18 protein-coding genes and 1 riboswitch are annotated in these 22240 nt (G+C 64.6%); of the genes, 7 read left to right on the plus strand and 11 right to left on the minus strand.

The annotated features are described in order from the left end of the window. Nucleotides 1-25: 25 nt before the first annotated feature. Entirely contained in the window at nt 26-535 is a 510-nt protein-coding gene (locus WC729_RS17710; RefSeq protein WP_372855129.1) for a hypothetical protein, read from the minus strand. 333 nt (nt 536-868) lie between these two features. Here WC729_RS17710 and hppD point away from each other — a divergent pair, with 333 nt between their 5' ends. Then, nucleotides 869-1942 carry a 4-hydroxyphenylpyruvate dioxygenase gene (gene hppD, locus WC729_RS17715; protein WP_372855131.1) on the plus strand — a complete coding sequence of 358 codons (1074 nt, stop codon included), beginning with the start codon at nt 869-871 and terminating at the stop codon, nt 1940-1942. A 272-nt stretch (nt 1943-2214) separates the two neighbouring features. Beyond that, complete coding sequence (gene hmgA, locus WC729_RS17720) at nt 2215-3513, plus strand: homogentisate 1,2-dioxygenase (RefSeq protein ID WP_372855133.1); 1299 nt, start codon at nt 2215-2217, stop codon at nt 3511-3513. Between the two features lie 251 nt (nt 3514-3764). Here the strand turns inward: hmgA and WC729_RS17725 are convergent, their stop codons facing one another. After that, nucleotides 3765-7523, minus strand: coding sequence for an ATP-dependent RecD-like DNA helicase (locus tag WC729_RS17725; protein ID WP_372855135.1), 3759 nt, complete (start codon nt 7521-7523; stop codon nt 3765-3767). A 1103-nt stretch (nt 7524-8626) separates the two neighbouring features. Further along, entirely contained in the window at nt 8627-10162 is a 1536-nt protein-coding gene (gene proS, locus WC729_RS17730; protein WP_372855137.1) for a proline--tRNA ligase, read from the minus strand. An 83-nt stretch (nt 10163-10245) separates the two neighbouring features. Between proS and WC729_RS17735 the strand changes: the two genes are divergently transcribed. Both WC729_RS17735 and WC729_RS17740 read left to right on the plus strand, forming a co-directional pair. Then, on the plus strand, nt 10246-11139 hold the full coding sequence (locus tag WC729_RS17735; RefSeq protein ID WP_372855139.1) for a DMT family transporter: 894 nt from the start codon (nt 10246-10248) through the stop codon (nt 11137-11139). Between the two features lie 54 nt (nt 11140-11193). Beyond that, on the plus strand, nt 11194-11661 hold the full coding sequence (locus WC729_RS17740; protein WP_372855141.1) for an isoprenylcysteine carboxylmethyltransferase family protein: 468 nt from the start codon (nt 11194-11196) through the stop codon (nt 11659-11661). Here WC729_RS17740 and WC729_RS17745 read toward each other — a convergent pair. The 7 genes from WC729_RS17745 to WC729_RS17775 all read right to left on the minus strand — a co-directional run bounded on the left by WC729_RS17745 (nt 11658) and on the right by WC729_RS17775 (nt 18381). Continuing rightward, entirely contained in the window at nt 11658-12173 is a 516-nt protein-coding gene (locus WC729_RS17745) for a CcdC protein domain-containing protein (protein ID WP_372855143.1), read from the minus strand. The two genes, WC729_RS17740 and WC729_RS17745, sit on opposite strands and share 4 nt — an antisense overlap. A gap of 86 nt (nt 12174-12259) precedes the next feature. Then, on the minus strand, nt 12260-13828 hold the full coding sequence (gene gcvPB / locus WC729_RS17750) for an aminomethyl-transferring glycine dehydrogenase subunit GcvPB (protein WP_372855145.1): 1569 nt from the start codon (nt 13826-13828) through the stop codon (nt 12260-12262). Continuing rightward, complete coding sequence (gene gcvPA / locus WC729_RS17755; protein ID WP_372855147.1) at nt 13825-15183, minus strand: aminomethyl-transferring glycine dehydrogenase subunit GcvPA; 1359 nt, start codon at nt 15181-15183, stop codon at nt 13825-13827. The genes gcvPB and gcvPA overlap by 4 nt, the downstream gene beginning before the upstream one ends. 40 nt (nt 15184-15223) lie before the next feature. Further along, nucleotides 15224-15595 carry a glycine cleavage system protein GcvH gene (gene gcvH / locus WC729_RS17760; RefSeq protein ID WP_372855149.1) on the minus strand — a complete coding sequence of 124 codons (372 nt, stop codon included), beginning with the start codon at nt 15593-15595 and terminating at the stop codon, nt 15224-15226. Between the two features lies 1 nt (nt 15596). Next, nucleotides 15597-16748 carry a glycine cleavage system aminomethyltransferase GcvT gene (gene gcvT, locus WC729_RS17765; protein ID WP_372855151.1) on the minus strand — a complete coding sequence of 384 codons (1152 nt, stop codon included), beginning with the start codon at nt 16746-16748 and terminating at the stop codon, nt 15597-15599. Between the two features lie 171 nt (nt 16749-16919). Then, nucleotides 16920-17052, minus strand: a riboswitch (glycine riboswitch). A 79-nt stretch (nt 17053-17131) separates the two neighbouring features. Next, complete coding sequence (locus tag WC729_RS17770) at nt 17132-17779, minus strand: MOSC domain-containing protein (RefSeq protein ID WP_372855153.1); 648 nt, start codon at nt 17777-17779, stop codon at nt 17132-17134. Continuing rightward, nucleotides 17776-18381, minus strand: a complete 606-nt coding sequence (locus WC729_RS17775) for a hypothetical protein (protein WP_372855155.1) — start codon at nt 18379-18381, stop codon at nt 17776-17778. Before WC729_RS17775 ends, WC729_RS17770 begins: the two co-directional genes overlap by 4 nt. Nucleotides 18382-18537: 156 nt before the next feature. Between WC729_RS17775 and ispH the strand changes: the two genes are divergently transcribed. Genes ispH through rnhA form a run of 3 tightly spaced genes read left to right on the plus strand, consistent with a single transcriptional unit; the run spans nt 18538 to nt 20904 of the window. Then, a complete protein-coding gene (ispH, locus tag WC729_RS17780; protein ID WP_372855157.1) occupies nt 18538-19494 on the plus strand; it encodes a 4-hydroxy-3-methylbut-2-enyl diphosphate reductase in 957 nt (318 codons plus the stop codon). A gap of 4 nt (nt 19495-19498) precedes the next feature. Continuing rightward, nucleotides 19499-20458, plus strand: a complete 960-nt coding sequence (thrB, locus tag WC729_RS17785) for a homoserine kinase (protein WP_372855159.1) — start codon at nt 19499-19501, stop codon at nt 20456-20458. Further along, entirely contained in the window at nt 20455-20904 is a 450-nt protein-coding gene (gene rnhA, locus WC729_RS17790; protein WP_372855161.1) for a ribonuclease HI, read from the plus strand. The genes thrB and rnhA overlap by 4 nt, the downstream gene beginning before the upstream one ends. Nucleotides 20905-20913: 9 nt before the next feature. Here the strand turns inward: rnhA and WC729_RS17795 are convergent, their stop codons facing one another. Further along, nucleotides 20914-22032 carry an acyltransferase family protein gene (locus WC729_RS17795; RefSeq protein WP_372855163.1) on the minus strand — a complete coding sequence of 373 codons (1119 nt, stop codon included), beginning with the start codon at nt 22030-22032 and terminating at the stop codon, nt 20914-20916. Nucleotides 22033-22240 lie beyond the last annotated feature (208 nt).

The raw sequence follows: 22240 nt of genomic DNA on the forward strand, positions 1-22240 counted from the left end.
AGCGCGCGAAGGCATCGCGCGGGTTTCAGAAACAGGTCGGCTGCCCGCGTTTGACCGATTCCTCGATCGCCCTGCCGAAGACATGCTTGATCTGGTCGAGGATCAGCCCCTCATTGGGGCTCATCGCGGTCGTGCTGCCGCAACTGACCCATTTGTCACCCGCCTGGAGCGACCAGACGATCATGACCCGTTCGCCGGCATCGTTGCTGGAATTCGCGACCGAGCCTTCGATCAGGAAGTCGGAGGCCCCGGGCATGGCGATCGCCTTCGCCACGTCGCCGTTGATCCTGGTTGCCCAGCCGCGATCGCCGGCCGGGTCCGGATTCAGGGCGATGGTCGGATGTGATCGCGTCTCGCCGTCCGACTCCACCGGAACGTCCGCCTCGTCCTGCGACGGTGTCTTCCCTGCGGCAGTGGCGACTCCTTGCCGAGCCGGGCCGGAGGCGCCCGGCATGTCGTCGCGCCCGGTGGAGATACCGAAGGGGTCGGCGCGGAGGCCCATCACCAGAAGCGCGATAATCAGCAAGGCCGTCATGGGAAGGCGGACAATATCCGGCACCTGAAACCGGAACAGAATGAAAATGGATGTAAGCGAGAAAAACAGGAGAGTCAACAGGATAGCGATGCCGGGCGGTGTTCGGACCGTCGTGAACAGGACCATTTCGGTGCCCAGGGTGGCTGTCGCGAACAGGAGCGCGAGGAGCCCGGCACGGTCGAACCCAGGCTCGCTTGGTTTGAATCCTGCCATATCGTTACGAGCCCGTAGTCAGGGGCCGAAGCGATGGCAAGGTGACCTTTCACCGTGGACGGACCGCAAAAACCGCGATATAGTTTCATCTGTTACCACTTTACGCCTCGGAGATTCGCGATGACCGACCGCCAAGACAATCCCATGGGCCTGGACGGCTTTGAGTTCGTCGAGTTCACCGGGCCCGACCCCGATGCGTTGGCGAATCTGTTCGTGAAGATGGGCTTCACCCATGTCGGTACGCATCGCTCCAAGAATGTCCGGCGCTATGCCCAGGGCGACATCAACTTCCTGCTCAACATGGATTCGAACGGCCAGGTCGCGAATTTTCGCGAGCAGCACGGCCCCTCGGCCAACGCGATGGCGTTCCGCGTGGCCGATGCGGCCAAGGCGTTGAAGCTCGCGGTCGAGCGCGGCGCGGTGGCGGTCGAGGGCAAGGTCGGCCCGGCCGAACTCAACATCCCCGCGATCGAGGGCATTGGCGGGGCGAATCTCTATCTGGTCGACCGCCGCGGCGCCGCGACGATCTACGACATCGATTTCGAGCCCGTTGAGGGCGCCAGCGCCGACCAGCATAGTGTCGGCCTGCACACGCTCGACCACCTCACCCATAATCTCCAGCGTGGGCGGATGGATTATTGGGCGGACTATTATTCGCGTATCTTCAACTTCCGCCAGATCCGCTATTTCGACATCGAGGGCCAGGCCACCGGCCTGTTCTCCAAGGCGATGACCGCACCCGACGACAAGATCCGCATCCCGCTCAACGAAAGCCAGGACGAGCATTCGCAGATCGAGGAGTTCATCAAGGACTATAAGGGCGAAGGCATCCAGCACCTCGCGCTGGCGACCGACGACATCTTCGCCACGGTCGATGCGCTGCGCGCCAACGGCATCCGTTTCCAGACCACGCCGCAGACCTATTTCGACCTGATCGACAAGCGCCTGCCCGGCCACAACCACGACGTCGAGGAAATGCGCAAGCGCGACATCCTGATCGACGGCGCACCGGAGACCGGCGGCGGCCTGCTGCTGCAGATCTTCACCGAGAACATGGTCGGTCCGATCTTCTTCGAGATCATCCAGCGCAAGGGCAATGACGGCTTCGGCGAGGGGAACTTCAAGGCGCTGTTCGAGAGCATCGAGCTCGACCAGATCAGGCGTGGCGTGGTGCCGGGCGCGGTCGAGGCGTAATCTTGTTCCTCTCCCTTGACGGGAGAGGATACGAAGACTTGGCAGCTTGCTGCCTAGTCGTAGTTGGGGAGGGTGGGGCCACGAGCGCTCGCTGAACGGCGAGCGCCTCACCCTCACCCAGCTCCGACTAGGCCCGCGTGAAGAACGCGGACCAGGTCTGCGCAACCAGTTTCGGCTGGTGCCGGGGCGAAACGCCTCCCAGGCGTTTCTAAATCATGCCGGGGGCATGATTTACCCGGCGCCAGCCGAAACTCCCGTCAAGGGAGAGGGATATGGGAGCAAAACCTTTGTCCGATTACCAAACCGGCTTCGGCAACCATTTCGCGACCGAGGCAGTCCCCGGCGCCCTGCCCATCGGCCGCAACTCCCCGCAGAAGCCTCCTTTCGGCCTCTATACCGAGCAGCTCAGCGGCAGCGCGTTCACCGCGCCACGCCACGAGAATCGCCGCTCCTGGCTCTACCGCCTGCGCCCCTCCGCCGCGCACCCCGCCTTCGCGCGCTACACCGGCGCCAGGCGTTTCGCCCCCGGCATCGGCAAGGAGCCGCTCGCCCCCAACCGCCTGCGCTGGGGCCCGCTCGACCTCGAAGACAATGACTGGCTCGACAGCCTGACGACGATGGTCGTCGCGGGCGACGGTCCGAAGAGCCAGGCCGGTGTCGCGATGCACATCTACCGTGCCTCGAAGAACATGGTCGACCGCGCCTTCGTCTCAGCCGATGGCGAGCTGCTGATCCTGCCCGAGATGGGCACCCTCACCCTCTATACCGAGCTTGGCCGCATCGACGTGAAGCCCGGCGAGATCGCGCTGATCCCCCGCGGCGTGCGCTTCCGTGTCGTGCTGCCCGACGGCAAGGCCCGCGGCTATGTCGCCGAGAATCACGGAACGCCGTTCCGCCTGCCCGATCTCGGTCCGATCGGCGCCAACGGCCTGGCCAACCCGCGCGATTTCGAGACGCCCGTCGCCTGGTTCGAAGATCGCGAAGGCGATTTCGAGCTGGTGCAGAAATTCCTCGGCAAGCTCTGGACGACCAATCTCGGCCGCTCGCCGATGGATGTCGTCGCCTGGCACGGCAATTACGCGCCCTGGAAATACGATCTCGCCCGCTTCAACACGATCGGCTCGGTCAGCTTCGACCATCCCGATCCCTCGATCTTCACCGTGCTGACCTCACCCAGCGACGTGCCCGGCACCGCGAATGTCGATTTCGTGATCTTCCCGCCACGCTGGATGGTCGCCGAAAATACCTTCCGCCCGCCCTGGTTCCACCGCAACGTGATGAGCGAATGCATGGGCCTGATCTCGGGCGCCTATGACGCCAAGGCCGACGGCTTCAACCCGGGCGCGCTGTCGCTGCACAACCAGATGAGCGGCCACGGCCCCGACGTCGCGAGCTGGAAGGGCGCGAGCGAGGCCGAGCTGAAGCCGCACAAGATCGACGGCACCATGGCCTTCATGATCGAGAGCCGCTGGGTCTTCCACCCGACCGACTATGCGCTGGAGACAGGGGCGCTGGACGAGGATTATGATCAGGTGTGGACGGGGTTTCCGAAGGCGGAACTGCCGGGATAGGCGCGCCTGCGGGGGACTAGGGAGCACCGCAGGACGAACGACTGTTTTGCGCCCAATTGGCGTCGTTCATCCGTCCGATCGGCAATCGCAAAAAGCTGCCATTGGGTCATCTTCTGCCGGCAAGCCGGAATGGCTGACTTTGGGACTTACCCGATGTTCGCATCGATTACGGTGAACGACCGCTTTGGTTAGGAGCCGACATATGTCCGCAGGTGGACGTTCGCAGCTGCAGCGGCGCAACCGGTAACACGTTAAGGCGACATCAGCTTCGCCAGCCTTTCCACCTCGCTCATGTCCAGCCCGGCGCCAACAAGCTCGCGCGTCTCGATTAGCACGTCCCCGCCCGCATTCTCCTCGATCGGCCGGATTCCGGCAGCGAGATAGGCGGCGCGCTTGGTCTGCCAGCGCGCCGCGTATTGCGGGTCCGACAGCATTCCCAAGTGCTCCCAATAGTAGGTGACGCCGGACTCGTCGTCAGCGATCGTGAAGTCGGGCCAGCGTGTCTTGCCGCCCAGCAGCATGGGCCGCTCATAAACGTAGGCGATCCCCATCCCATGCAGCTTCTCGGCGATCGCAAGTTCGGACTTCGACCTGACGAACTCGCCCCTGCTCGTGCGGTGCAGGAGGTGCTGGTCGAGGAAACGCGGCCCCGAGCTCGTCTTGACCTCAACCGGGCCGGGATCAGTGAAAAGGTCGGTCATCCGGCGCGCGATCTCGGACGCCGACGGATCCGCGAAGCGGCGTAGTGCCCCCAGCTCATCCTCGTGAAGGATAACAAGTTCGTTCCGGTGCCGGGTGATCGCAGTGTAGAGCAGCTCCCGCGAGAGCGGACGGCAGTTGCGCGGAAGCACGAGGTACGATCGCCCAAACTGGCTCCCCTGGGTCTTGTGCACTGTAAGTGCGTATGCGAGCTCGAGATCGGGGGATCCTTCCTCGCCGGAGAACTCGCCAGCATAGTACGTGAATTTGATCCCCGGTTGGCTCGCGAACTCGACCTCAAGATCCTTGGGGCGGAACTTCATCTTGGCTGTCTTGTAGCCCCCGACGACCACGCCGATGTCACCGTTCGCGATGTAGGGCCGCTCCTGGCGCGGATAGGTCCGTCGGCGCCCGTTGTTGCGCAGGTTGATGACCTTGTCGCCCCACAGCACTCCCTGCGGCCCAGCCGGCTTCGGAATCTTGGCGTATCTGGTCAACGCTCTGTCACGCACCTTGCTCCGGAAGCGGCGCTGCACGGCCAGGTTGATGGCCTCGACACCTGATATACCCGCACGAACCGGCGATAGGATCTGCCAGTCGTGCGAGCTCGCTGCCGCGCCGCCTTCGGTCTCGCCGGACCGGCGCGCCCAGAACAGCACGTGGCCTTCCCATTCGCTACCGCCGATGCTCCGTTCGAAGCCGATCTGATCTGATCCGTCCGCCAGCTTCAGGCCTCGCACCAGTTCTTCCGCTAGGACGAGCTCCAGATCACTCGGCAGGCCCCACCGGGCGGTCCGGACGTGCGACAGAGTGCCCAGCTGGAGTGCATCCCAGACCTCATCGGCGCCTGCATCCAGGGGTTCACCGCTGAACTGCCTGGCGAGCAGCACGTCGCCCCTGTCGTGACCCCGCTGCCGTCCAATGATCGTCAGCTCGGCGTATCCGGAGGCCACCTTGGGGAATTTCGGTTTGGCGTCGTCGGGCGCTAGGTGCCGGCAGATGTCAACGAAGGGCCTGCCAGCGCCGATCGGCGGCAGCTGGCGGGGATCGCCAACCAGGATTAGCCTGTCGACTCCTTCGATCGCGTCGATGAGCGCTGCGAGCTGGTCTTCGGTGAGCATCGAGCACTCGTCGACGACCACAGAGCGATAGCTCTTCTCGCGGGGAGCCTCCGGATTGCGGAAGTAACGACCGCTCGACCCGTCATAGCGCTCGTGTCGCTGAAGGAATTGGGCAAGGGTCATGCCCTCGCCTAAGCGCTCGGTGGCTTCCTCTAGGCGGACGCGCGCCTTGCCCGTCGGAGCGAGCAGCAGGACGCGACCCACCGCGACCTCGGGGAGGTCGCAGATTACCTTGAGCAGCGTGGTCTTGCCGGATCCTGCAGGCCCGATCAGCACTGAGAAGCGTCCCGACGCTAGCTGTTCAAGCGCGGCCGTCTTTTCTTGGCGGGCCAACTCCTCGGTCTCGGCGTCAGGACCGACGTCCATGTCGGGCAAAGCGGCGTCCACGAGCGCGCGCCAGTTGTGGGAGAGTACGTGCCGCTTGCCCGCCACCCGCTTGCGAACGGCGTTGGTGATCACAGTGCGGGCCGAGCCGTACCGCCTCAGCTTCAGCGCGGGCTCGCCCCCCGACGTCTTAGCCTCCTCCAAGGTTTGCGCGAGATGGGCGGCCACCATGTCGAGGACGTCTTCATCGACCGCACAGCGCGGTTCCAAGGCAGAGTCGAGCGCGCGTCTCACGATCCAGCTCCGCGGCAGTAGGGTGTGGCCCTCCAGCTGTACTGCCCGCTCGAGCAGTTCGGTCACGAGCCCACGCACCCGGCGGCGGTCGATGCCGTCGCTCATATCCGTGCCCGGCGGCAATGGGACCTTCGCGCGGACCGCATCAGCTGGGAAGACGCCACGGTCGATGATGCCAAAGGCCGTGCGGTCGGCCGCAGCTTCGTCGCGCTCAAACAATAGATAGGGGTTCGCCAAGATCTCGGCATCCGTCGTCTCTTCCGAATAGTCGCGCTGGCTCGGCTGGTAGGCCCTGATCGCCTGATCGGCGATGAGGCTGCACCGGGCGATGAGGTCGAGAAGCTGCCGGCGAGGTTTGGCCAGCCCCCGCCACTTCTCGCGGTAGGTGGATCCGAAGCCGAACGACTCCGCTTGCGGGAACGACTTCGGCGCGGCGACGAACCCATCGATGAATGAAAAGCCGTCGAACACCTCGCCCTCCCTGCTTCCGGCGCTCGCGATCTCGTGAGCGAGCAGCGCCCCATGCTCTAGTCCGAAGGCTGTCAGCGCGCTGCCAAGCCCGGGGTGGATTCCCCTCGCGGTCCAGAGGCGGGCGACCTCCCGGTCGATCCAGGCGAGCGAGTTCGATATGTCCGTCTCGATCACTTTTGCCGACGCCCTCAGTGCGCTGGCACACGCGAGCAGCGACGCTATGGCGCCGTCATGACTAAGATGCTCTGACCCGTACGAGAACGCGTCGAATTGATCGTCCGGCGCGAACGCGACGCACTCCTCAACCGCAATGCCAGCGTCGACATTCGCGGCGGCGAGCACGTCGTAGTAGGGCATCAGGAACCCGTCTGCGCCGCCGGGGCGCAGGCTATGCCGAACGCACCGTTCCCAAAGGACGCCCTGGAGGTCACCCGGCGCGTCGTAGGCGTATTCGGTGTACTGGCCGATGCCTTTCACCCGCGCCGCTCCGACTATCACGCGGCTAGCACTTTCGGAGAGCGGTGTCTTCTTCGCGTAGAAGAAGCAGAGGGAGGCTCCGGGCTCAAGCGCGCCGAAGAACGTGTCCAGCATGACGAGCTGATTCGCCTTGTCCTGGACCCAGCCAGTCTCGAAGGAGAGTTCGGGTTCGCGTTCCGGCTGATAGCCCAGTCGCAGTGCCGCCGCCTTCCCGACCTCCCCCGACTTCTCGTCACCTTCCACGCTGGACTTCAGCATCCATCCGAAGGGAATGCAGGCGGCCGAAAAGGCTTCGAGCCTGAGCGTGGTTTCGCCAAAGTGCCCATGGCTCTCGGGGCTCGAAGACTTGTAGGGATGCTGCTTCTTCAGGACAAGATCGTGGTCAGCCATGAAGCTGACCCGCTCGTCAATGCACGGCGGCATGACCGAGGCAGCCAACTCCTCGAAGAGTTGCCCAGCTTGCTCGTCCTGGTCGTCGCGCTTTCCCGCAGCGATTCGGCTTAGCACAAGGCAGGCGGTGTTTGCCGAGGGCGAGATGCATACGCGGCCGTTCCATCCTCCGTCGTGCCAAGGCACACGTATTGTCACATGCTGCGATGGCAGCTTCCTCGATCCCGAGATCATTCGCTCCCCCTCAGACCGCTTGTCGGCCTAAAATCCCGCCAAATTTGCGGCCCCGACCCGTAACGTTCCGCGCGCTGCGCGGCCTCACTATTGGTCGGATACGCAAGCTTACAGCTGGCACTCCGATTTGGAAGGGCATGACCCTAAAAAACTGCAGTTTCTGGACTCGCTGCAAGCAACGAGGAACGACGAAAGTTGAATGTATTGCTGGCTCGCGTCCTCTCGACAGTAAGCGACTGCTTCCGATGGCAGCAAATGTTCACGTTGAGACCGCAGAATGACTGGGAATATTCAGAAGCGGTCAACTGCGTTTGCCACCTAGCGACGGCAGCTTTCCAATGTCGATCGCTTTTACCTCCCTGACCGCTAGCGGCCACTTCCAGCGTCGCTGGAGGCGAACTTCGACAAGGCCGGCATCATCCTGCCGCAACCCAACACACCGCCGCCAAGCGCACCATGACAGGCACCGCTACCTACCAACGCCGATTCAACCTCCCGCCCCTTCGTGCTGGAGTGTCCCGAACCACCAGGCCAGCCCGATCCGGAGCGAGCCGCCAAGTACCCGATTCCAGCACAAAGAAAAGCGCGATGAAAAACCGATACCCCCTGCAAAATTCTGCGAGTAAAGTGACAATAGATGTTCAATATACCTCACCCGACCAGGCCCGTCGCTCCCAGTCCCCACGCACCCATCAACCTGCGACGTGTAATAATTCTCGTGCAGCCGCCAAGAACCGCTCGATTTCGCCCTGTTCGCAGGTGCCTCGCATAAATCGCCGGTTATTTGCCGGAATCGAACGTCCCCGTGCAAAGTCCGTTAGCTGTTCTGCCGCGATACTACGCCACGGCTCCAACAGCCGGCACGATGACTATCGCACCGGCGGCTCGCCAATCGGCTGCATCCCGGATCGCCTGATGAATCGCGAAAATCGTGACCCAACCCGCTTCGGCCACCGATCGATTCAACGGTACCACCAGGCATGCGAAGGCGAGGCAGGATGGCGCGTGAGCATCATCCTGCCTCGCTCTTTCCCATGACCGATCCATTACCGCATCACCCGCGGCGCGGCGGAGTGCCGGCGGTGCGACAGGAAGGTGAGGCCCTAATAGGACCGCCCCACCAAAACCCGTTCCACCGCCGGCTCGCCCGTGAACACGCAGGCGCCATCAACCGCGGCCGCATCCATCGGCGCGTTGCGGATCGTGAGTTTCAGCGCCTTCAGCCGCTCGCCCACAGCTTCCAGCGCGGCGCCGGTCGGCTTCGACCATTGCACTTCGACCCAGCCAGGGTTCTTTACGTTCTCGGCAAAGGCCCGCTCGATCCCGGCGAAATCGGTCACGTCGCGCGCGATGTTCGCTTCCAGCCGCCCGCGCGCCTCGGCATGCAGGCTCGTCTGGATTCCCTCCAGCGTAGCTGCCGCCTCGCTGATAAAATCGGCCTGCGCCACCACGGCGCTGTCGAGCTTGCCGTCCTCACGATAGAGCCGGTCGCGCCGGATCACCGAGACGTTGCCGCCTGCGACATCGCGACCGCCGACTTCGATCACGATCGGCGCGCCCTTCTTGACCCAGCCCCAGCGCTTGGTCGCTGCCTTGGCGGGCTTGAGATCGAGCAACGCCCGCACCGGCTCGCCGAACGCCGACAGCTTCGCCAGTTCCGCCTGCAGCGCCTTGCAATAATCGACGATCGCCGCGTCCTCGGGCTGGTCGCGCAGCATCGGCACAATCACGATCTGCCACGGCGCGATGCGCGGCGGCACGCGCAGGCCGTCATCGTCGCCATGCACCATGATCACGCCGCCGATCATTCGGGTGGAGACGCCCCAGCTCGTCGTATTGGCCAGTTCCAGCTCGCCCGCGGCATTCTGGAAACGGATGCCCTGCGCGCTCGCGAAATTGGTGCCGAGGAAATGGCTGGTGCCCGCCTGGAGCGCCTTGCCGTCCTGCATCATCGCTTCGATCGAATAGGTCGCGACGGCGCCGGGGAAGCGCTCATTCTCCGGCTTCTCGCCCGCGATCACCGGCAGCGCCAGGCAATCCTCGGCGAAGCTGCGATAGACTTCGAGCATCTTCAGCGTCTCTTCGCGTGCCTCCTCGGCCGAGGCATGCGCGGTATGCCCTTCCTGCCAGAGGAACTCGCTGGTGCGCAGGAACATGCGCGTGCGCATCTCCCAGCGTACGACGTTCGCCCATTGGTTGATCAGCACGGGCAGGTCGCGCCACGACTGGACCCAGCGCGCAAAGGCAGTGCCGATCACCGTCTCCGAGGTCGGCCGCACGACGAGCGGCTCTTCCAGCTTCGCGGTCGGATCGGGCATCAGCCCGCCCTTGCCGTCGCTCACCAGCCGGTGATGCGTGACGACCGCCATTTCCTTGGCGAAGCCTTCGACATGCTCCGCTTCCTTCTCGAAATAGGAAAGCGGGATGAACAGCGGGAAATAGCAATTCTCATGCCCGGTCGCCTTGATCCGGTCGTCGAGCAGGCGCTGGATCCGCTCCCAGATGCCATACCCCCATGGCCGGATGACCATGCAACCGCGCACGCCGGATTCCTCGGCGAGGTCGGCTTCCGTGATGACGGACTGATACCATTCGGCGAAGTTCGCTTCGCGGGTGACGGGGAGTGCGCGCTTGATCATGCGAGGCCGGATAGCGACTCCGGATTAATCCGTCACCCCGGACTTGTTCCGCAGCTCACTCTTCCGCAAGAGCGAGCCACCTCATGAACGCCGACCGCATCCTTCCCGCCATCGCACTTCGCCTGTTGTCGGTCGTGTTCCTCGCGACCATGGCGGCGCTGATCAAGCTGGCGGAAATCCGCGGCGCGCGCCTGTCGGAGATATTGTTCTTCCGCCAGCTGGTCGGGATCCCCCTGGTCGCGACGGTGATCGCGCTCGGTCCGGGGCTCGGCACGATCCGAACCGGCCAGCTCCGCGCCCATATCATGCGCGCTGTGGTCGGACTGACCAGCATGACCTGCCTGTTCAGCGCGGTGACGTTGCTGCCGCTCGCCGAATCGACCACGTTGCAATTCACCGTGCCGATCTTCGCCACGATCCTGGGCGCGCTGGTGCTGCGGGAACCAACCGGCTGGCACCGTTGGCTCGCCGTCGCGGCGGGGTTCGTCGGGGTGCTGATCGTCGCCCGGCCGGGCACCGGGCATTTTGTCCTGTGGGGCACGGTGGCCGGCCTCACCGCCGGGTTCCTGACCGCGGTCGTCTCGATCCAGCTTCGCCGGATCGGTCGGACGGAGAATCCCACCACCACCGTGTTCTGGTTCGCGACGCTCTCCATGGTGCCGCTCAGCATCGTCTATGCCTTCGATCACCAGGCGCATTCGCCCGATGTCTGGCTGTTGCTGATCGGTGTTGGCGTGGTCGGCAATCTCGGCCAGATCGCGCTCACCACGGCGCTCAAGCTCGGGCCTGTCTCGATCGTGGTGCCGATGGACTATTCATCGCTGCTCTGGGCGACGCTCTACGGCTGGCTGCTGTTCGGCACTCTGCCTGGCCTCCCCACCTGGGTCGGCGCGCCGATCATCATCGGCAGCGGCCTCTATATCGTCTGGCGCGAACATGTCCGCCGACGGACCGAAACCGAGCAGGCAATCGTTTAGGTTGCCTTCGCCACGCTCGTCCCCGCATGATGGGCGCATAGTCGGGAGAGAAAGATGCAGGTTCATCCGGACAGCGCGAAGATCGGCTTTCCGCCGCCGCTCATCTATCTCGGCATATTGCTTCTGGGCTTCGCCTGGACCGGCCTGACCGGCCGGCTGGGCCCCGCGGGCACGCTCTCGATCTGGACGGGCGGCGCCTTCCTGCTGATGGGCGCGGGCGTGATCATCGCCGGCTCCGAACGATTCCGCAGCATGGGGACCGAGGTGAAACCCTGGCTTCCGGCAACGCACCTGGTCACGACCGGCATTTACCGCTTCACCCGCAACCCGATGTATCTCGGCATGGCGATCCTTTATACGGGGCTCGCTATCTTCCTGGACAGCTTCACGGCGCTCCTGCTGCTGCCGGTCGCGATCCTGCTGGTCCGCACCCAGGTGATCGCCCGCGAGGAACGCTATCTGCTTGGCAGGTTCGGCGCCGACTATGTCGCCTACAAGAAGAGCGTCCCGCGCTGGTTTTAGGCTCGCGCAGCCCGCGCCTCGTCAAGCAGCCGCTTCGCACGCAGATACATCTCGACGCGCTGCACGGCGAACAGGCCGAGCGCGAGCACGACGAGGATGTCAGTCAGCATCGCGACGTTCAGATGCAGCGCGCTGCTCCCCGCCTTCGCTGCGGCACGCAGCCCCACGATTCCGAACAGGAAAGCAATGCCGGCCAGCGACGCCTTCTGATTGAGCTGATGCGTCTCGGGATCGACGGTGATCCGCATCGTCTTGCCCCGCTGCCAGCCGAGCGCCGCACCGACCGCCAGGGCCAGGACGCATAGCAGCCAGCCGGTGAGAGTCGGTGGATACTGGACCAGCATCCAGGTGCAGACCAGCAGGTAGATCGCGGGGAAGATCCACAGCCGCTCGATCCTGAGCGGCCGAAGTTGACTCAGGCGCCGTGCGCGGAAAGCGAAGACCAGGACGAAGATCGCCGTCGGGACCGCATATTGGATCCAGCCCTGTGGCTGGCCGGTATGAACCTGCATTCCGCCCCGCTCCGTGTCCCGTCAACCCGCGGCCGATAGCGATGCCCCGTGAGTGTGACGGGTTCGTGACCGCGATCGACCGCCCCTTATTCCGCCGCTTGCGCCAGCTCCTGGTCTTTCCACACCAGCACCGGCTTGCGCGCTGCCAGCGTCTCGTCGAGCCGGCTGCGCGGCGCGAAATGCGGCGCGGATTTCAGCGCGACATCGCCCGCCTTGGCGCGCTCCGCCACCGATCGCAGCGCACCGATGAACTGGTCGAGCGCCGCCTTGCTCTCGGTCTCGGTCGGCTCCACCAGCATCGCGCCGTGCACGACCAGTGGGAAATACATCGTCATCGGGTGATAGCCCTCGTCGATCAGCCCCTTGGCGATGTCGATCGTCGAGAAGCCTTCGGCCAGGTTCGAATCCGAGAACAAAGCCTCATGCATGCACGGCCCCGACGCCCCGAACGGCGCATCGAGCGTGCTGTCGAGCGAGCGCAGGATATAATTGGCGTTGAGCACCGCATCCTCGGCGACCTGGCGCAGGCCGTCCGCACCGTGGCTGAGGATATAGGTCAGCGCCCGGGTGAACATGCCCATCTGGCCCTGGAAGGCGACCATGCGGCCGAAGCTGCCGGCATGATGCTCCTCGGCAGTCTCTTCCTCGACGAGGTGGAAGCCGTCCGCCGTCTGCTCGACGAAGGGCAGCGGCGCGTACGGCGCCAGCGCTTCCGAGAACACCACTGGCCCCGAACCCGGCCCGCCACCGCCATGCGGGGTGGAGAAGGTCTTGTGCAAATTGATGTGCATCGCATCGATGCCGAGATCGCCCGGGCGGACTCGCCCGACGATCGCATTGAAGTTGGCACCGTCGCAATAGACCAGCCCGCCCGCCGCATGCACTGCGTCCGAGATCTTGCGCATGTCGCGCTCGAACAGGCCGCAGGTATTGGGGTTGGTGATCATCACGCCGGCGACGTCAGGCCCGAGCCGCGCGGTCAGCGCCGCCAGGTCGACCCGGCCTTCGCTGGTCGCGGGGATATCCTCGACCGAATAGCCGGCGAACGCCGCGGTGGCCGGATTGGTGCCGTGCGCGCTTTCGGGCACCAGGATCACCTTGCGGTGCCCCTCACCGCGCGCTTCCAGCGCGGCGCGGATCGCCAGGATGCCGCACAACTCGCCATGCGCGCCCGCCTTGGGGCTCATCGCCACTGAATGCATGCCCGTCAGCGTCACCAGCCAGTGCGCGAGCTGGTGGATCACCTCGAGCGCCCCCTGCACGGTGTCGACCGGTGCGAGCGGGTGGATGTCGGCAAAACCGGGCAGCCGGGCCATCTTCTCGTTGAGCCGCGGGTTATGCTTCATCGTGCACGAACCGAGCGGGAACAGGCCGAGGTCGATCGCATAATTCTGCCGCGACAGCCGCGTATAGTGGCGCACCGCCTCGGGTTCGGAGAGGCCTGGCAACCCGATCGGCGCCGTACGTCCGAGATTGCCGAGCCGCGAGGCGACCTTGGCCGGGGCCGCAACCTCCACGCCGGTGGTCTTGGTCGATCCGATCTCGAAGATCAGCGCCTCTTCCAGCATCAGCGCCTTGTTGCCGGTGAAGGTCGGGGCGGTGGCGGAACCGGCTTCGGGGCGCTCGGGGCGCCAGCCGCTTGCGTTGATCGTCATGCCAGCACCTCCTGGAGCGCGGAGGCAAATGTCTCGACATCCTCCATGGTGGTCGTCTCGGTCACCGCGACGACCAGGCCGTTCGCGAGATCGCCCTCGCCGGGATAGAGTCGTCCGAGCGACACACCGGCCAGGATGCCGCGATCGGCGAGCGTGCGCACCACCGGCCGCGCCTCGACCGGCAGCTTCAGGGTGAATTCGTTGAAGAAGGCGTCGTTGACTAGCTCGACGCCCGGCACCTGCACCAGCCGCTCCGCCGCGGCGACCGCGCCGGCATGGTTGGTCTCGGCCAGCGCCCGCAGCCCGGCCTCACCGAGCAGGGTCATGTGGATCGAGAAAGCCAGCGCGCACAGCCCTGAATTGGTGCAGATGTTCGACGTCGCCTTTTCGCGGCGGATATGCTGCTCGCGGGTCGACAGCGTCAGCACGAAACCGCGACGCCCATCGGCATCCAGCGTCTCGCCGCAGAGCCGCCCCGGCATCTGGCGGACATATTTTTCCTTGCAGCCGAACAGCCCGACATAGGGGCCGCCAAACTGGAGCCCGACGCCGATCGACTGGCCTTCGCCCACGACGATATCGGCGTCCATCTCGCCCGGCGACTTGATCGCGCCCAACGCTACCGGCTCTGTGACGACCGCGATCAGCAGCGCCTTCTTCGCGTGGCACGCGGCGGCCAGATCGGACAGGTCGGCGATGCGGCCGAGAATATCGGGATACTGAACGACGACGCACGAGGTGTCGTTGTCGATCCTCCCGATCAGGTCCGCGATGTCGGTATCGGCCGACAGCGAGGGCGTGCCCGTTTCCAGGACGTCGCCCGTGAATTTCGCCATGGTCTTCGCGACTGAGACATAATGCGGGTGAAGCCCGGTCGACAGGATCGCCTTGGCCCGCTTGGTCACCCGGCGCGCCATGCCGATCGCTTCCCAACAGGCAGTCGAGCCGTCGTACATCGACGCGTTCGCCACATCGGTGCCGAGCAACCGCGCGACCTGGGTCTGGAATTCGAACAGCATCTGCAGCGTGCCCTGCGCGATCTCCGGCTGATACGGCGTGTACGCCGTCAGATATTCGCCGCGCTGGATCAGGTGATCGACGCTCGCCGGCACATGATGTTTGTAGGCACCGCAACCGAGGAAGAAGGGCGCCTCGCCCGCTGCCAAATTCTTGCGCGCCAGCGCCGACATATGACGCTCGACCGCCAGTTCGCTGGCATGGCCCGGAAGGCCATGGATCGGGCCATCGAGTTGGGCAATCGCGGGAACATCGACAAACAGGTCATCGATCGACTTGGCACCGATCGTGGCGAGCATCGCCTGACGATCATTGTCGGTAAGGGGCAGGTAACGCATTCACTTCTCCTCCCCTCCCGCGCGCGGGAGGGGGTTTAGATCAAAGCTTCGCGACGAAGGCGGCGTAGGCGGCCTCGTCCATCAGGCTCTTGAGTTCTTCCGGATCGCTGAGGGTCAGCTTGAAGAACCAGCCCTCGGCCTCCGGATCCTCGTTGACGAGACCCGGATTGTCGCTCAGCGCCGCATTGCCCTCGAGCACCGTACCCGAAACCGGCGAATAGACGTCCGACGCTGCCTTGACCGATTCGACCACGGCGGCCTCGTCGCCCTTGGTCAGTTCCTTGCCCTCGGCGGGCACGTCGACGAACACGATGTCGCCGAGTTGGCTCTGCGCATACTCGCTGATGCCGACCGTGCCGATGTCGCCGTCGACATCGACCCATTCATGATCTTCGGTGAAGTAACGGCTCATCTTACTTGCCTCCTGCTCGGACATAGCGGTGTGGAATTAGCGGCATCGCGGTGACGGTCGCCTGATGGACCTTGCCGCGCTGCGCGATCTGGATGACGGTGCCGATCGCAGCCATCGCGGCAGGCACATAGGCCATGGCGATCGGAGCGCCGAAGCTCGGGGCGAAGCCGCCGCTGGTGACCTTGCCGACATCGGACCCGTCCGCGTCGACCACCGCCGCGCCTTCGCGCACTGGCTGGCGGCCCTCGACGACCAGCCCGACGCGCTTCACCACGGGGCCCTGTTCGCGCTCGAGCAGGATACGCTCGGCGCCCATGAAATTGCCTTCCTCGCGCCGGCGCTTCGACAGGGCAAAGCCGAGATCGGCCATCACCGGCGTCGTCTCGGGATCGAGATCGTGGCCGTACAGCGGCAAGCCCGCCTCGAGCCGCAGCGAATCGCGTGCGCCAAGCCCGATCGGCTTGACTTCGGCTTCTGCGGTCAGCGCATCGGCCAGCGCTTCGGCGGCTTCGGCTGGGACCGATATTTCGAACCCGTCCTCGCCGGTATAGCCCGAGCGGCTGATCCACAGCGGCGTGCCGTTCCACTCGAACGGGCCCGCGGTCATGAACACCAGCGCCTCGACGCCTGGCACCAGCCGCGACAGCACGTCGACCGCCTTCGGCCCCTGCAGCGCAAGCAGCGCCTGCTCGTCCATGATGTTGATCGTGATGTCGTCGGGGAGGTGATCGAGCAGATAGGAGATGTCGTCATATTTGGTCGCGCCGTTGACGACCATATAGAGACCAGCAGAAGCGCCGAACTCGCCTGCCCCCGGCAGGCGAGTTACCATCAGGTCGTCGAGAATGCCGCCATTCTCGGCGAGCAGCAGCGAATAGCGCATCTTCGTAGGGGCAAGCCCCTTGATGTCGCCCGGCAGCAGCGCCTCGAGCGCGGCGTCCGCATCGTCGCCGGTAAACAGCAGCTGGCCCATATGACTGACGTCGAACAGGCCGGCGGACTCGCGCGTCCACAGATGCTCGGCCATGATGCCTTCATACTGGACGGGCATGTGATAGCCGGCGAATTCGACCATTCGGCCGTCCCGCGCACGGTGCCACGCATCGAGCGGCAGCGTCTGGATTTCGATCTCGGGGCCTTCGGTGTCGCTCAATGCCGGTCTCCGTCACAAGGTGTCACGGCGTTACGCAGCGCATCACCACGCCGCGTATCGCCGCCCCCTCTGTCACGGGAACCTGAGAGCTTTCACCGCTCGCTTATGCGATACGGCTTACCCCTTCGGTGGGCCACGCGAACGTCGCTGCAGCCGCTTTCCAGAGTGTCGATAGCCCGCGCGGTCCGGTGTGCCTGAGAGATTCCGGGGCGGTTGCTCCTTCGGCGCCCTGGATCAGGGATTCCATGCCAAGCCATTGCTTTGACAAGGGTCCCACGTCCGGGGTCTCTCCCGCGCGTGCCTATGAGGGTTGCCCCCCATCGACACCCCGGTGTGACGCGGTGCAGCATGCGAGTCAATCGGGCTTGGGCTTGCTATTTACCTTAAGTCATCAATTTGACGGCGCGGCGGCGCCAACCGTCATAAAGCAACTCCATGCCTGCCAGTTCGGCGAGCGCTTCTGGGTCCTTGCGATGGTCGCCGGCGATGAGCAGGCCGAATACCCGGCGCACCGTCCAGTCGGGCAGGGGCCGCTCGACCATCGACAGCAGATCGCCCAACTCAGCCGTCCCCTCTTCGATCACGCGGTAATACCAGCCGCTGCGGCGCTCCTTGACCATCAACGCCGGAAGCGCCGGCCATTGCAGTCTTTCGCCCTGCTTCCAGCAGGGTTGGCGCCCCTGACTGATCTCGATCAGCGCGCTGCCCAGGCGGAAACGGTCGCCGATACACACATGGTCCTCGGTCAGCCCGTGCGTCGAGATATTCTCGCCAAAGGCACCCGGGCCGGCGAGCACCGTATCGTCCGCTCTGCCCTCGCCCCAGCGCGCATAGTGATCGTGCGGATAATGGTGCAGCGCCTTGTCCGGCCCGCCATGCACGCTGAGATCGGCCTGCTCGTCGCCTTCCAGCCCGAGAAAGCCGATCTTCACCGGCCCCTTCACGGGCGATTTGGCGATCGCGCTGTTTTCACCCCGCGCGAGGTACCGGGCCTTGCCTGCAAGCAGGGCAAAGGCCCGCACATCCGTCATCGCGTCGCGTTGTACTTGAGCTGATCGTCGGTCAGCTGGAAACCGACCAGCGCCTCGAAGGTCGCACGCAACACGGCCTGGCGAATCTCCGGACGAGTCAGGGGATCGACCGCGGCATCGCTGCCGCCGGCCTTGCGCTTCTCGGTCAGCTTCTTGCGGACATCGTCCGACAGGCTGGCCGCCGCGCGCGAAATGGTGCTGGTCGCCTGACCGCTGGCGGTCGCGCGGTCCTGCCCGGCATTGAAATGCACCGAAACATGGCCGACGCGCTTGGCGATGACGGCGGTGCCGCCACGCACCACCGTGATGAAGTAGGGCAGGTTCACGTCGCGCGCCGTATCGGTACGGGCACGGCGGGCCTGGATGTCGAAGGTGACGGTGGTGACGATATCGTCGGTCGCATCGGCGCAGGTGGAGCGGACATTGGTCATCACCGCGGCCACGTCGATCGCCGTCGAGGCAGTGCTGGCGGGCGGATCGAACAGCGTGATGTCGCCCGTCGCCGCGGGAACGCCGACGCTGGGGCACGCCGAGCGGATCGCCGTGATGCCACCGGTTTCGTCAATGTCTCCGGTGGTGGAGCAGCCGCCTGCCAGCAGCATCAGGATGGCGGGAACGGCAATTTTCCGGGCTGTCACGGGCACACGCACCTTATCACATAGGAAGGGGCCTCGCGCTCACGCGCACCGGCCCCGGAACGGCGCGCACCATAGGAACCGGCTTTCGCACACGCAAGCAATCGCGTAGAGCGCTCCGTAATGACCGATCTCCACAAACCGCCGCTCGAACTGCTCATTGCCGCCCCTCGCGGCTTCTGTGCAGGTGTCGATCGCGCGATCCAGATCGTCGAGCTGGCGATCGAGAAATATGGCGCGCCGGTCTATGTCCGGCATGAGATCGTCCACAATAAATTCGTCGTCGATGCGCTGCGCGAAAAGGGTGCGATCTTCGTCGAGGAGCTCGACGAGGTGCCCGATGGCGTGCCCGTGGTCTTCTCCGCGCACGGTGTACCCAAGGCAGTGCCGACCAAGGCGGCGCAACGCGGCCTTTCCTATCTCGATGCCACCTGCCCGCTCGTCTCCAAGGTGCATCGCCAGGCCGAGCGGCTCGTCGCGGCCGGCCGCCACATCGTCTTCATCGGCCATGAGGGCCATCCCGAGGTGATCGGCACGTTCGGCCAGGTCCCCGAAGGATCGATGTCGCTGGTCGAAACCGTCGCCGATGTCGAGACGATGCAACCGGCCGACGCCGACAACCTTGCTTTCCTCACCCAGACGACGCTGTCGGTCGACGATACGGCCGCCATCGTAGAGGCGCTGCAGCATCGCTTCCCCAATATCCAGGCACCGCGTGGCGAGGATATCTGCTACGCCACATCGAACCGTCAGGCCGCGGTCAAAAAGATCGCCGGCGCCTGTGACGCGATGCTGGTGATCGGCGCGCCCAATTCCTCCAACTCGGTCCGGCTGGTCGAGGTTGCAGTACGCGAAGGGACCCCGGCCGTCCTGGTCCAGCGCGCAAGCGACCTGAATTTCGACTTCCTCGAAGGCGTCCGGACGCTTGGCATCACTGCCGGAGCCTCCGCCCCCGAAGTCCTGGTCCGGGAACTCGTCGACAGGCTTTCGGAGCGGTTCGACGTCAGCGAGTACGAAGTCGAGACCACGCGCGAGACGATCTCCTTCAAGCTGCCCCGCGGCCTCGAAGTCGCAGCCTGACTTCATGGCGGTTTATACTCAGGTTTCAGCGGAGGCGCTGGGCACCTTTCTGTCGGGTTTCGACCATGGCGAGCTGGTCTCCGCCAAGGGCATCGCCGAGGGTGTCGAAAACAGCAATTACCTGGTCGACACGACGGGCGGCCGCTTCATCCTGACGCTGTACGAAAAGCGCGTGCATCTCGACGACCTGCCCTTCTTCTTCGCCATGATCGATCATCTCGGGGCGCATGAACTGCCGGTGCCCCGCGCGCTGCCCGATCGCGACGGCACGGTGATCCATCAGCTCGAAGGCCGGCCGGCCTGCCTCATCGAGTTCCTGACCGGCGTGTCGGTCTCGCATCCCACCATCGCCCAGGCCTTTGCCGCCGGCAACGCGATGGGGCGGATGCACGACGCACTGGCGGATTTCCCCCTGACGCGCCCGAACTCGATGGGCGTCGACACCTGGCGCCCGCTGTTCGAACGCTGCGGCCGAGACCTGGATGGCATTGCGCCCGGCCTCTACGACGATGTCGGCTTCGCGCTCGATTCAGTCCTCGATGCATGGCCGGCCCATCTTCCGGTGGGTGCGATCCATGCGGACCTGTTCCCCGACAATGTCCTGATGCGCGGCGATGCCGTGACCGGGCTGATCGACTTCTATTTCGCCTGCACGGACATCCGCGCCTATGACCTCGCCGTGATGCACACCGCCTGGTCGTTCGACGCGACGGGCAGCAAGGCGGACTGGGCAGTCGGGCGCGCGCTGATCGAGGGATATGGCCAGTCGATCGACCTCAGACCCGATGAACGGGCCGCGCTGATCCATCTCGCCAAGGGCGCCTGCATCCGTTTCCTGCTGTCGCGGGCCTGGGACTGGCTCAACACGCCCGCCGACGCCCTGGTGACGCGCAAGGACCCGCTCGCCTATCTGCGCCGCCTGAAGGCCTATGCGGCGCGCACGACCTCGCTGGATATTGCATGACCGAGCTGACCAAAGTCGAAATCGCCACTGACGGCGCCTGCAAGGGCAATCCGGGCCCGGGCGGCTGGGGCGCGATCATCCGCTCCGGCACCAGCGAGCGCGAACTGGCGGGGGGCGAGAAGCTGACCACCAACAACCGGATGGAACTGACCGCGGCAATCGAGGGCCTGAACGCGCTCAAGCGGCCGTGCCATGTCACGCTGTCGACCGACAGCCGCTACGTCATGGACGGCCTGACCAAATGGATCAAAGGCTGGCAGAAGAATGGCTGGAAGACCGCCGCCAAGCAGCCGGTCAAGAATGCCGATCTGTGGCAGGCGCTGCTCGACGCCGCCAAGCCGCACCGGATCGAATGGCTCTGGGTGAAGGGTCACGCCGGCCACCCAGACAATGAGCGGGCCGACAAGCTGGCCAGCGATGCTGCGGTAGCCGCCGGGCGGGGTTAGCCCTCGACCCTATTGGAGAGCGTTGCTCGTTGTCACAGCGGGCGAGCCGCCAATATCCGGTCGAGAGGACTGCATCCGCCTTTCCCCCCGGAATCGATCGCCGATGAGCGCCTTGATGAAACGATCCGTCCAGAGCGCGATCACCATCATCGAGCCGAGAAATATCACGCCGATAACCGCATTGGGATGCACGACACCGACTCTGGCCAATGCCGATTCCACGATCACGGCCGCAGGACTGTGGAGCACGTACAGCGGGTAGGAGATTTGCCCCAGCAGAAGGCACGCCCGCCGCACCCTCGCGCCAGGCTCGACCATGGTGGCGAAGAAGACGAGCACTGGTATCCACAGGGTGATCGCAACCAACGAATACCATTGACCCAGGTTCGGCATCGCAAGCGTGGCGCCCGCCAATCCAATGACCAAAACCGAGCCGGAAGACGAAATATTGACGCGCCGGCGGATTCGAAACAACAACAGCCCGGCGGAGAACGAGAATACCACCCGCACGAAGCCGGTAGAAAAATGCGGCCAGGAATGGCCCTCATCCAGGCCCATGTCGTTCAGGGACATGATCAACAGGAGCGCGCCGAAAATACAGGTGGCACCGATCAGACGCGCCTTGGTGACCCTCCTGTAGGCGACGGCATAGATATAATTGATGGCCAGTTCGAAGAACAACGACCACGCTGGCGGATTCAGCGGGAACGTCTCGTTGTTCCAGGTGAAGGGCGATGGCAGGATAAGCAGCCCGACCAGAAACGGCCCCATCAGCGTCGCTGCGCTCAACCGAGGATCGGTACCCGTCAACCAGCATAACATGCCCGCAGCGAGACCCAACAACAGTCCCGCCAGATAGAGCGGATAGAGCCTGATCAGCCTGAGCTTCATGAACCCCATCGGGGTCAGCCCATTCTCCAGCCGGCGATCATAGGCGCTCGCGATCACGAAGCCGCTGATGACGAAGAACAGGTCCACGGCAAGCGGGCTGTGCGGGAATTCCCAGCCGGGGAATAATGGCCCGGCGTGACGAATCGCGATTAGCGCTGCAGCGATCCCGCGAAGGCCGTCGAGCGTGGCATAGACATGAGTGCCTGATCGGTCGCCTGGAACTGCGGGGCTGAGCATGGCGCTGGATACCAACGCCGGCTTAAAGATAGATTAGAGCGGGATCGTGACGGCGCCGGGACTCGCCGAATGCCGCGGGCGGGCGACGCAGGCCATTCGCCCGATCGATTCAATACTGCGCCTGATCGTGTCATCCACCGGCAATGAGCGCTCTCGACCGCATTCCCGATCCGGCTCTTCGATCGACCGCCGGCACCGCAGCGCCAAC

The organism is Sphingomonas sp. (assembly GCF_041661825.1).
Lineage (GTDB): Bacteria > Pseudomonadota > Alphaproteobacteria > Sphingomonadales > Sphingomonadaceae > Sphingomonas.